This is a genomic window from Paraburkholderia sp. SECH2, assembly GCF_030464795.1.
GTDB classification, from domain to species: Bacteria; Pseudomonadota; Gammaproteobacteria; order Burkholderiales; family Burkholderiaceae; genus Paraburkholderia; species Paraburkholderia aspalathi.
Genome location: NZ_JALPRH010000010.1, coordinates 115,197 through 126,987, shown reverse-complemented (window position 1 = coordinate 126,987; position 11,791 = coordinate 115,197). Strand labels below are relative to the sequence as shown.

General features: G+C 62.2%; 10 protein-coding genes. 7 read left to right on the top strand and 3 right to left on the bottom strand.

What is annotated here, in order from left to right:
- Nucleotides 1-34: 34 nt before the first annotated feature.
- Nucleotides 35-796, bottom strand: a complete 762-nt coding sequence (locus M0D66_RS18640; protein ID WP_200619784.1) for a glycosyltransferase family 2 protein — start codon at nt 794-796, stop codon at nt 35-37.
- Between the two features lie 239 nt (nt 797-1,035).
- On the opposite strand from M0D66_RS18640, the gene msbA reads away from it, so the two are divergent.
- Nucleotides 1,036-2,829: a lipid A export permease/ATP-binding protein MsbA gene (gene msbA, locus M0D66_RS18635; protein WP_200619783.1), complete on the top strand. Its 1,794-nt coding sequence runs from the start codon at nt 1,036-1,038 to the stop codon at nt 2,827-2,829.
- A gap of 56 nt (nt 2,830-2,885) precedes the next feature.
- Here the strand turns inward: msbA and M0D66_RS18630 are convergent, their stop codons facing one another.
- Nucleotides 2,886-4,349: a glycosyltransferase family 9 protein gene (locus tag M0D66_RS18630; RefSeq protein ID WP_234487653.1), complete on the bottom strand. Its 1,464-nt coding sequence runs from the start codon at nt 4,347-4,349 to the stop codon at nt 2,886-2,888.
- A 49-nt stretch (nt 4,350-4,398) separates the two neighbouring features.
- Between M0D66_RS18630 and M0D66_RS18625 the strand changes: the two genes are divergently transcribed.
- Nucleotides 4,399-5,688 (top strand): O-antigen ligase, encoded by a 1,290-nt coding sequence (locus tag M0D66_RS18625; protein ID WP_234487654.1) that lies wholly within the window; start codon nt 4,399-4,401, stop codon nt 5,686-5,688.
- Between the two features lie 16 nt (nt 5,689-5,704).
- Nucleotides 5,705-6,634, top strand: a complete 930-nt coding sequence (locus tag M0D66_RS18620; protein WP_200619782.1) for a glycosyltransferase family 2 protein — start codon at nt 5,705-5,707, stop codon at nt 6,632-6,634.
- Between the two features lie 52 nt (nt 6,635-6,686).
- Here the strand turns inward: M0D66_RS18620 and M0D66_RS18615 are convergent, their stop codons facing one another.
- Nucleotides 6,687-7,007, bottom strand: a complete 321-nt coding sequence (locus M0D66_RS18615) for a hypothetical protein (RefSeq protein WP_200651599.1) — start codon at nt 7,005-7,007, stop codon at nt 6,687-6,689.
- Between the two features lie 292 nt (nt 7,008-7,299).
- On the opposite strand from M0D66_RS18615, the gene M0D66_RS18610 reads away from it, so the two are divergent.
- From M0D66_RS18610 to M0D66_RS18595, 4 genes are all read left to right on the top strand, one after another.
- Complete coding sequence (locus M0D66_RS18610; RefSeq protein ID WP_200651600.1) at nt 7,300-8,223, top strand: recombination-associated protein RdgC; 924 nt, start codon at nt 7,300-7,302, stop codon at nt 8,221-8,223.
- A 253-nt stretch (nt 8,224-8,476) separates the two neighbouring features.
- Entirely contained in the window at nt 8,477-8,827 is a 351-nt protein-coding gene (locus M0D66_RS18605) for a hypothetical protein (protein WP_200651601.1), read from the top strand.
- Between the two features lie 167 nt (nt 8,828-8,994).
- Complete coding sequence (locus tag M0D66_RS18600) at nt 8,995-10,416, top strand: HdeD family acid-resistance protein (RefSeq protein WP_200651602.1); 1,422 nt, start codon at nt 8,995-8,997, stop codon at nt 10,414-10,416.
- Between the two features lie 366 nt (nt 10,417-10,782).
- Nucleotides 10,783-11,700: a transglutaminase family protein gene (locus M0D66_RS18595; RefSeq protein WP_200651603.1), complete on the top strand. Its 918-nt coding sequence runs from the start codon at nt 10,783-10,785 to the stop codon at nt 11,698-11,700.
- Nucleotides 11,701-11,791: the final 91 nt, after the last annotated feature.

Below are 11,791 nucleotides of genomic sequence, written 5' to 3'. Positions count from 1 at the left end.
TGGGCGTGGGCCAACCGTTGGCGAGCCGCGGCCGCTAGCGCCGGGTCTGCTCCCCCATCCGTGCCAGCTTCAAAAACCGGTAGTACACCGTTTCGGCATTGAACACCGCGATCATAAAACCCGCGCGGCCGTCGAGAAATCCACGCCGCAGCACATAGGTTCGCACGAACGCCCACGCGCCGCGCCCGAGCGCCATGCCAAAACTGCCGCGCTTGCCCGCTGCGTGACGTTGCTGCGCACCCGCTGTCGAATACGCGTCGAGCTTGCGCAATACGCCTTCGAAGTCCTCGTAGGAGTAGTGCATCAGCTTGCCGGTCAGGCGCTGCGACGGCGTGTCGAACACCAGGCGCTCGTGCACGAGGTCGTCGGAGAAACGCGCGGCGCCACGTTTGAACAGGCGTGGAATCCAGTCCGGATACCAGCCGCTGTGATGAATCCAGTGGCCGCAAAAGCTCGACAACCGGTCCACCGCGTAGACATCGGCGGTGGGCGCGGCCAGCGCCGCACGGATCGCCGCTGCCAGTTCCGGCGTGACGATTTCGTCGGCGTCGAGCGAAAGAATCCAGCTGGTGGTCAGCGCGTCCACGGCGCGGTTCTTTTGCGGACCGAAGCCCGGCCAGTCGGTTTCCTCCAGCACGCGCGCGCCATGTGCCCGGGCGATCTCGGCGGTACCGTCGGTGCTGCCGCCGTCGATCACGACGATCTGATCGGCGAAGGCCACGGCCTGCAGGCATTCGGCCAGTCGCGCCGCCGCGTTTTTGGTGATGATGGCGACGCCGAGGGTGGTTTCTTGCATACCTGAATTGCGTGGAGGGTGCAGGGTGGCGAAATGGGTCGCGCAAGTATACACAGCGCGCGGTGGCCGTGGCCGGACACGGCCGCCGGCGGCTGGCGACCCGTGAATCCGGTCGAATCTGGTCAATTCACACTACCGGCCGCGCAATCCGCAACCGTTTACAATGCCGTATTTAATTTTACGTGCAGCGGGCATTCCGCCCGCCGCACGGATGCTGTCCCGCATTCCCAGAGGATTCCTTGAGCGCGAAGCCTACGTTAAGCAAACCCATCGGTTCAGGTGAGGCATCGTCGCCTGCCGTCGTCTTCCGGCGTTTGTGGCCATATATCAAGCCGCTGTTGTGGGTGGTGGTCGGCGCGATCGTCGCAATGGCGGTAAGCGCCGGTACCGACGCGGCAATCCCCGCCTTGCTCAAACCGCTGCTGGACAAGGGTTTCGGCGCGCATGCCAACGACAACGCCAAGTGGTTTGTACCGGCCGCGGTGATCGGCCTCGCGCTGATTCGCGGCGTGTCGCAATACGCGTCGGGTTATCTGCTCGCCTACGTATCGAACAAAATCCTGCTCGATCTGCGCCTGAAGATGTTCGACCGCATGATCCACACGAGCGTGGCGTTCTTCCAGCGCGAAACCGCGAGCACGGTGATCAACGCGATCGTCTTCGAGGTCAACCAGATTCTCAACGTGTTGTTGAGCGTGCTGGTCACCCTGGTGCGCGATTCGCTGACAGTCGTGTTCCTGCTCGGCTACCTGTTTTATCTGAACTGGCGCCTGACACTGATCGTCGCGGTGTTGCTACCGGGGATCGGCTGGCTGGTGGGCAAGATCAACCGCCGTTTGCGGCGCCTGAACCGCGAGCATCAACTGCTGACCAACGAACTGTCGTACATCGTCGAAGAGACGGTGGGCGGCTACAAGGTCGTCAAGGTGCACAACGGCGAGCAGTACGAGACGGACCGCTTCACGGCGATGAGCAAGCGTCTGCGCGGCTACGCCATGCGCATGACGGTCTCCGGTGGCCTCGCGCAACCATTGACGCAGTTCCTCGCGTCGATTGCGCTCGCCGTGGTGATTACGATTGCCGTGGTGCAGTCGTCGTCGGATCAGACTACTGTCGGCGGCTTTGTGGCGTTCGTTACGTCGATGCTGCTGATCATTTCGCCGCTGAAGCACCTGATGGACGTGAACCAGCCGCTGCAACGCGGCATGACGGCGTGCGAGCTGATTTTTGGCCTGATCGACGAGCCCTCCGAACCGGAAGGCGGCGGCAAGCCGCTTGAGCGGGCTCACGGCGAAGTGGAATTCCGCGACGTGTCGTTCACCTACGGTAGCAACGCCACGCATGGCCGCCACACGCTCGACCAGGTGTCGTTCAAGGTGGCGCCGGGCGAAATGGTGGCGCTCGCGGGCCCGTCGGGCAGCGGCAAGACCACGCTGGTGAATCTGCTGCCGCGTTTTTTCGATCCGACCGGCGGCGAGATTCTGGTCGACGGCGTCGCGCTGCCGGAATACGGCCTGCACGCGCTGCGCAGCCAGATCGCAATGGTGAGCCAGGACGTGGTGCTGTTCAACGACACGGTGGCGAACAATGTCGCTTATGGCCAGCCGGCCGATCCGGACAAGGTCAAGGCGGCGCTGCGCGCGGCGAACCTGTGGGACACCGTCGAGGCGATGCCCAGCGGCATCGATACGCTGGTCGGCGACAACGGCATGATGCTCTCGGGCGGTCAACGCCAGCGTCTGGCGATCGCGCGCGCGATCTACAAGGACGCACCGATTCTGATTCTCGACGAGGCCACCTCCGCGCTGGATTCGGAATCCGAACGCCACGTGCAGGCGGCGTTGGAAACCTTGATGAAGGGCCGGACCACGCTCGTGATTGCGCACCGTTTGTCGACAATCGAACGCGCTGACCGGATTTTGGTGATGGATGCCGGGCGTATTGTCGAGCGCGGCAGCCATCGGGAACTGCTGGCGCAAGGCGGGCTGTACGCGCATTTGCATCGCATCCAGTTCCAGCAGGACGCAGCGTAAATCCTGACGAGTGCGCTGGCGTCGCAGACACCTGCGTCTGCGGCGCCACTCGCCGCCTAAGCGGAGTAAGCCCGATTGGCTACCGTGGCCAACTGTGTTTCGATGGCGCTCATGACGTCGGCCGGCGCGATCTCATCCACGTCGCCGCTGCTCTGAATACCGATCGAGTGGCATTGTTCGGTCAGGCGCAGATAGGGCGGTTCGCGGTCGGAAAACAGCGAGACGCTCGGCGTTGGCGTGGAGTGCGCGATGTGCATCAAGCCGCCGTCCGCCCCCACAAAGAGGCTAGCCTGCGCGATCATTTCGCGCGACTGCAGCAACGTCAGCTTGCCGACGTATGACGTGATCTTTAGCGTGCCGAATGCTCGGTTCAACAATTCATCCGCTATCGCGACCCCGTTGTCGGAGCCAAGCAGAACTATTTGCTTCGGCATGTTCCGGTCGTCCGAGCAATCGATGAGTTCGAACAGCTCTCCCCATTGCCGGTAGGTGCGGTTCGCATCGATCCCGCCGACCGCAAACGCCAGAAACCGGTTGCCCGGCAGGAGCGGGAGAACCGAATCGTGGGTGCGCGCCTTCGCCGCCAGATACGGTTTGCTCATCGAAACGATTTCGCCGTCGCTGTAGCCGAGCGAGAAGACGTGGTTGATCGCGGCATGGCTGAAGGTGGTCTGATTGCGGTCCGGACCATAGAAGTACTGGAATAGGCACGCGTACGGCAGCTTGTTGAAATGTTTCGTCTTCAGCTTGATCGACGGCAGGTTGTACTCCGACATCAGGATCGCATCGTACTGGCGGCTGGAAAGATCCGGTAAGTTGGAAAAGACGTTCTTGAAGACATCGTCCTCCCCGAACAGCTTGTGCAGGTTCGGCAATGTGAAAAGGTCGATTTCGAATTCGCTGCCCTTCAGCAGCGCCCGCCCGGACATGTCCATCGTCGCGTCGCCAAAATTGCGCTTGCCGGTGTAAATCCACAGCAAGCGCTTGACCCCGGCGGCGTTTCTGAGTTGCAGGCGCGTCTGCCCGTGCCATTTGAGCAGCAGATGCTTGTGTAAGTACTTTTTGACGATATTCGCCCGTGAAGTCTTCTGCAGGAACACGTCGGGCTCGTGCGCCACGCCCGCATACGGGATGCGGGTGGAGCGGCTGACGGCCGTGTCCACGAGTCTTTTCACGGCGGCGGGTGCGCTGCGATAGAGCGCGCGCATTAATCGTTTCATTGCTCGAATGCTGGGGAAAATTCGGGGTCTCTCTGCCGGTGGGACGTTGCGGTGCGGTGCACCAAGGCCGGCCACTCGCCGCGGCGGAGCGTGTGGCCCGTATGGTACAGCACACTCTTGCACGCTCTCGGGCAAGAGTGCCTTACGGACGGCAACGCCTCGAAGCCAGCGTGATTGCCCACGGCAGGGGCGCCGGTGCTTAATAATCGGATAGGAGCGGGAACCCGGTACAATGGCGAGGCCAAAATGTCCGGTTGCGCGCGCCAGTTGTCGCAACGGCCGGCTAAATTCATCAGACATGTCGACGCCCGCAAAAAAATCTTCCCTGAGTGTCAACTCACGAAATCTGTTGCCAGCGTTCTTCCTGCTCACATATCCGTCGGCCACCCTGCTGATACACGGTGCCGGCAGTGCATTGTCGATCGCGGCCGCAGTCATTTCGCTTGCTTTGCTGGCCTCGCCGAAATCCTGGACCGGCCTGCCGCCGCTCCAGTGGGACCGTGTCGATATCGCGCTGTGCGTCGCCATGGCGTGTCCGTTTTTTGCCGTGCTGCTCGGCGGCGTGTCGCACGGCACGGTGGTGGCCAGTACACTCGATTCGCCTTCCCGTTTCTTTGCCGCCGCGCCGCTGTTCCTGGTGTTGCGCCGCTGTTTGCCGCACTTGCTCGCGTGGAGCGATTTGTCGTTTGCGCTCGCCGGTTTGATGTCGCTCGGCATCCTGTTGATCGCGCCACGTGACTGGGGCTTCGGGCGGCTCAGCAGCACTTTTCTGAACCCGATTCACTTCGGCGATATCGCGTTGGTGATGGGCGTGCTGTCCATCCTGTCGCTGAACTGGTGGCGCAAGGACCGGCTGGCTGTGCGCATCGTCAAGGTGGCAGGCCTCTTTGCGGGATTGTCCGCGTCGCTGATCACCGGCTCGCGTGGCGGGTGGGTGGCGATCCCGGTGGTCGCCGCGATGATTCTTTACTTGCGCAGTCGCGGCAAGTCACGCAAGTGGAACGTGCTGTTGCCGCTTGCGATCGTCGCGATTCTGGTCGGCGTGTACGTGTTTTCGCCGACCGCCCGCGACCGCGTCGGGGATCTTTCGTCGGATCTGGTGCAATACACACATGGCAACAAGGACACGTCGCTCGGTATCCGTCTGCAGCTGTACGAGGCGGCGGCGCGCATCGTAGCGAGCCATCCGCTGCTCGGTCTCGGCGGTGACGGCTTTCGCAACAGCATGCAGTCATTTGCCAATTCGGGGCTGCTCACACCTGTCGCTGCGGAGTTGGGCAGAGGTGAAGCGCATAACCAGATGCTTGCTTACATGACCGACTACGGCGTCATCGGCGGTCTTGCTGTGCTGGCCGTCTACGTCGTGCCGGGCGCGCTGTTCTGGCGGCGGCTCGCCGCGCCGGCCGGCCCGGCGAGCCGGGCCGCGCTGATGGGGTTGACGTTTATCGTGGCTTTCTGGATTTTCGGTCTGACGGTCGAAACCTTCGATCTGAAGATGACCGTATCTTTCTACGCCATGGTCATCGCGATCCTTGCGGCTGCCTCCGCGTATGCGGACAGGAATGGCGTCAGCGTCGCCCACTCCGGCCGGCAGGCGGACCGTGCCGCCGCCAGCGCGCCGCGCACTCCCATTCAATGAGAATCGTCATCACCTCATGTTCAGCATCCTGATCCCAAGCTGGAACAACCTGCCGTACCTGAAGCTGTGTATCGACAGTATCCGCCGTCATTCGGCGTTCGATCACGAAATCATCGTGCATGTGAACGATGGCAGCGACGGCACGCTCGAATGGGTCCGCTCGGAAGGCATCCTGCACACGTGGAGCACGGGTAACGTCGGCGTCTGTCTCGCATTGAACGATGTGGCGCGACTCGCCACGCGCGACTGGATCCTGTTCCTCAATGACGATATGTTTTGCACGCCGGGCTGGGACCGCGCCTTCGAAGCGAGCTTGCGCGGGCTTGGCCATTCGTGCGCGTATCTGTCCGCGGCACTGATCGAGCCGACCGGCAGTGCGAATGTGAGCACGGCCGACTTCGGCACGGGCCCCGAGAATTTCGACGAAGCAGGTCTACTCGCGTACAGCGCCGGAATGAGGGCGACCGACCTCGACGGCGTCGCTTTGCAGCCGATGCTGATCAGCCGCCAGTTGTGGCATGCGGTGGGCGGTTACAGCATCGAGTTTGGCCCGGGCATGAGCAGCGACAACGACTTCCTGATGAAGCTGTGGCTCGTCGGCTGCCGTGTGTTTCGCTCGGTCGGCGCGAGCCGCATCTATCACTTCGGCTGCAAATCGACCGGCCGGATTCGCCGTAACCGTGGTGGCCGCGAGTTCCTGATGAAGTGGGGCATCTCGCAGCGTGATTTCGATCGCGAGTATATTCGGCGGACAGCTTCCGCCGCGCCCGGCTCACTACCCAACGTGCCGCGCGCACCGTTCAAAAGCCGCGTGAAGCGTGTGCTGTATGCACTCGGCCGTTATCCGTTCGAGGACCTGGAAGGCTGGGAGCCGGATCTTCCCTCGAAGCTGACGTTCATGACGCCGTTCGCCAAGCAGCCGGACGACAAGGCCGACGGGCATTAATCCTGTCGCACGGGCAATATCGCCGCGGCGCGCGCTGTTCAAGTCGCGCGCATTAGACTCCGCCCGTCACCAGCGGCAGCACCGTCAAATCCGGGTGTGTGCCGTCGACAATGCTGCGACCCACATGCACCCCTTCGTAGAGCGCATCTTCCACGCTGGCGAAGCTCTCTTCGCCATCCGGATGGAACGCCACCGCGTGCCCGGGGATGGCCGGGTCGGCGCCCGGGTGGCACACGTAACCGACATACGTGCAGCGGTTATCCGGCGCGGCCGACGGCTTCGTTTCGTCGGGCGGGTTTTTCGGAAAGGGCGCCACGTGAATTTCGAAACCCTCGTATTCCACCATCTGCCAAGGTGCGGTTTCATCGGCCATGGCCGCCTCCGTCTTTGTCGTGCGCTTCCCAAAAAGTCTAGGTGATTTGAACGCAAAGCGCGCCTCAAGACTGATGAGGCTAAACCACTATGGTTTGCACACGTCGCGTTGTTCGCGCTGTTAGAGCCGTGTTGATAGTCGATCTGTCGCTTAATAGATTTTCCGGTTTTACTTGAAAATCCTCGTTGCAGTGGCGCTGTATCGGCGCCGAGCGTGCTGGTACGCGCCCGACCGCGCCATCTTCGCCGCGTCATATAGAATGACGCGCTTTGCCCATACAAGACCCCCGCCAATGTGGTTCAAAAACCTTCAGTTGCACCGTCTTCCCGCTCCGTGGTCCGTCACCCCTGAACAAATGGAGAAATGGCTCGCGCCGCACGCATTTGCGCCCGGCAACAGCGTCGAGATGCAAAGCCATGGCTGGGCGTCGCCACGCGACAACGACTCGCTGGTGTATTCGCTCAATGGCCAGATGCTGCTGACGTTTCGCGCCGAAAAGAAACTGCTGCCGGCTTTGGTCGTCACGCAAGTAACCAAGGCACGCGCGCTCGAACTCGAAGAGCAGCAAGGCTTCAAACCTGGCCGCAAGCAGATGCGCGAACTCAAGGAGCAGGTGACCGACGAACTGCTGCCGCGCGCTTTCAGCATCCGCCGCGATACGCGCGTGTGGATCGATACCAGGAACGGCTGGCTCGTGATCGACGCGGGCTCGCAAGCGGTCGCCGACGAAGTGCGCGGCCTGCTGGTCAAGTCGATCGATCAACTGCCGCTTGGCACCGTACGCGTCACGCAATCGCCGGTTGCGGCGATGACCGAATGGCTGCTTTCCGGTGAAGGTCCGGCGGGCTTTACCCTCGACCAGGATACCGAATTGCGCTCGCCGACGGAAGGCAACGCGACGGTACGCTACGTCGGACATACTTTGGATGCCGAAGATATGCGCCGTCATATCGAAGCCGGCAAGCAATGCATGCGTCTTGCGATGACGTGGAACGATCGCGTGTCGTTCGTGCTGACGCCTTCGTTGATCATCAAGCGCATCGCGCCGCTCGACGTCCTCAAGGAAGCGAGCGACCCCACCGCGCAGAACGACGACGAGCGCTTCGATTCCGACGTCACGCTGATGACGGCCGAACTCGACCGCATGCTGTGCGATCTGCTCGACGCGTTGGGTGGCGAGCAGGGCATGGAAATGCCGCAAGCCGCGGCCGCCTGAATGACGTTTGCCTGAGTGACATTCGCCTGAGCTGCGTTTATCCGCTGCAGGCCGGCGCGTCGAGAATGCTGCGCGCCGGCGCTTATTAAGCCAGATTATGGCTATCTGAATCCGGCTTAATAAAATTTACCCTTCATGTCCCGGCCGTCACACTGCTTGTGCTGACGGTGCAAGCCGTCAGGAACCTTCCGAACCACTGACGCGCGCCACGCTTTCCATCATGCGGGTCGCGTCATCCTGACCAGGACTCGACATGAAAATCGCCCACTTGATGATCGCCCTCGGCTTTGCCTGCGCCGTCTCCATCACATCCACTGCCATGGCTGCCAACGCGACGTATCCATCCACGCCGCTGCCCGCGTACGCGCAGGACGAATTGCAGAAGGTGATCGACGACGCAACGGGGCCGTTGCCCGCTGCACATTTATCGACTGCGCCACAAAGCGCGGCAACCCCGCAAAGCTCTACCGCGTTGCCGAACGGTCTCTATGCCACCCCGCGCGTCACGCCGCACGATGATGAACCGCATGCGGCCGCGAGTGCGAGCAAGCGCGACGCACGTCCGTCGAAGGCGCATCGGCATGAGCGTCACAAGTACGTCTGAGAATCTTGCTGCGATCGTGCAGCGCTGATGCGCGATGCATTCGCGAAGCGGCGCTGCGTGAATGCGCCACCACGCGCAGACTACCGCTACACCGGACCCGTCCCCGCCAGCGCCGTGAATATGGTTAAGATTGCGATCATCAAGGCATCGATCACGGAGAGCTCGCGATGGTTCGACTGGTTATGATCCTGCTGGGTGTCGATTACCTGCGCACACGCTGGCGTTCGTTGCAGTTGATCGGCTGGGTGAGCCTCGTGCTCGGCGTGGTGGTGTTCATCGACGCACTCGATAGCGCGCTCTATTTCCCGATTACGCCGTTTGCGTTGTTGCTGCTGCTCGAAGGGCTCGCCACGCTGACCGTCGCCTGGACCGGCATGGGAGGCCAACGCACGCTGCGCTATGTGAAGGGCATCGCATTCTGCTTTGCGGCAACGCTGATTCTTGCCGGCCATCATCACGGCAACTTCATTCTGTCGATGATCTTCGGCACGCTCTTTCTCGCCGACGGTCTGCTGCAGATCGTCTCGGCGAAGGTCGTTCGTTATCGCACCTGGCGGCTCGCGATGATCGGCGGGGGCGTTGAAATCGCGCTGGCGGTTTTCTTCTATCAACCTTATCCGACGCACTATGTGGGCACCGTGCCGTACTGTCTCGGCCTCGGTCTGATATTCGGCGGCTGGAACATGATTTTGCTGAGTACGCGCGTGCGGCGTCTTGCGTCGAATCCTGCAGTGGCGTCGGATGATGCAAGCGCGGATGCAGCCAACTCCGCCGCGAGTGCTGTTGCTCCCGGCCGATTGAGCGCGGTGGAATGGGACGGCCCGCCCAGCGCCGATGAAGACGCGTTGACGGTGCACGTGTGGACGCCGGTCGGCTCGGCCAAGGGCGAGGCGCGGCGGCAGTTGATCGTCGATCGCTATATCGCGGCGGTGGATCGTAACGGCGTGATATCGACCGGGCACGCCGCGCTCGAATCGCCTGAAGGCATCTACATCAGCTTGTATCCGGGCGTCGAAATCGATCGTTCGCCCGACGATTTTGCGCGGTTGCTGCGCGCGACGCGCGAGAACGATGTGCCCGGCGTATTTCAGCCCGATTACCCGACCGAATCGAAAGCGTGGTGTCCGTCCACGGTTCAGGTGCGCATACGCAATTACGATCCCGCGCGCCTGCGCCGCTTCTGGGACACCTATCGTCAGGACACGACCTACAACCTGACACACCGCAATTGCTCGAGCAGCGTATCGCGCGCACTGGAAGCGGCGATCGAGGGCGCGTCGGCGCGCGTGTGGGGCAACCTCGGCGGCTGGCGGCCGTTTCTGCGGGTGATGACGACGCCGGAGTTGTGGGTGGCCGCGCAACTGCGCAAACGCGCCGCAACGATGGCGTGGACACCAGGCCTCACACTCGACTATGCCCGCGCGCTCAGCATGCTCGCCGACCCGCGTCCGTCGGGCTGGGTGAAGATGGCGCGGCTCGCCGTGCGCAGAATGGTGCGTTCGCGGCAGGAATGGCGCGAGGAAGAGCGTAGCGCGCCGGCCGCACAGGAAGCAGGGGCCGGTCACACCGCCAGTACCGTGCGCGATTGAGGCGCTTGCGCGCGTGATACCGACACGCCGCACGGCCTGCCCAACTTCGACGTCGCGGTAAAAACTGCATGTGTATCAAGCGCTTGCCGATTTTGCCGGGTAGTTATACACAGATTTGCGAACAGATTCTGTTGATAACTTCCGCGTGCATGGCACCTCCGCCCAAATGAGTGATTTCAACCAATATGGCGGGTGTATGCTCAAAGCGAAAGCTTGTCGATGACAGCACCTCACCACGCTGAACCTTGTTCGTGGCTCTTTCAGGATCAAACCGTGCCGGGCGCCCAGCGCCTGCTGCGGCAGCAGGTTTTACCAGCGTGAACGTGATGCTCAGGACGAATCCAGTTGCATCCATCGGCCTGTCAGATGACTGAGCCACAGCGTTTCACGGTGCGTCATGTCAGCGTCTACCGTTACTCGGAACCCGTGCGGTTCGGCGAACACCGGATGATGTTCCGCCCGCGCGCCAGCCACGACCTGCGCCTCGTCACGAGCCGGTTGGTGATTACGCCCACGCCGTCGCGGCTGCACTGGCTGCACGACGTATTCGACAACTCCGTGGCAGTCGCGAGTTTCACGGGCAAGGCGAGTGAATTGCGCTTCGACAGCGAGGCGACGCTCGAACACTTCGAAACGCCCATGCCTGATTACGCGCTTGAACCGTACGCGGTGAACTGGCCGTTTGCGTACACGAACGAGGAAGCGTCCGATCTCGTGAACGCGCGCAGCCGCCAATATCCAGACCGCGACGTCGACGAATGGGCACGGCGCTTCGTGCCCGTGCCGGGCAGCGGCGGTGCGAGCGGCACGGGCGGCAAAAATGGCACCGGCGGCACGATGGCGTTGCTGCGCGCGATGACGCTCGACATAAAAAGCACGTTTTTCTATGTGCGCCGCACGGAGAAGGGCGTGCACCGTCCTGGCGACACCTTGCGCAACCGCAGCGGCAGTTGCCGCGATTTCGCCGTGCTGATGATGGACGCGGTGCGCTCGCTCGGCCTCGCGGCGCGTTTTGTGAGCGGTTATCTGTTCGTGCCCGACGTGCCCGAGCATGACGCGGTGCAAGGCGGCGGTGCGACGCATGCGTGGCTGCAAATCTATCTGCCGGGCGCCGGCTGGGTCGACTTCGATCCGACCAATAGCATCGTCGGCAATCGCCATCTGATTCGGGTGGCGGTGGCGTGGAACTACTACCAGGCGTTGCCGTTGTGGGGTACATGGCATGGCGCGTCGCATTCGTTTCGCGGTTTGCAGGTCGATGTGAGCGTGACCGAAGGTAAGTGAGGAGCGAGCCGGATGACTGGGCTCGTACAAATCGAACGTGTTAGCTGGGAGTGTCAACTCAGGTTGCTCACCGGGCGCGTCAACTGAATGT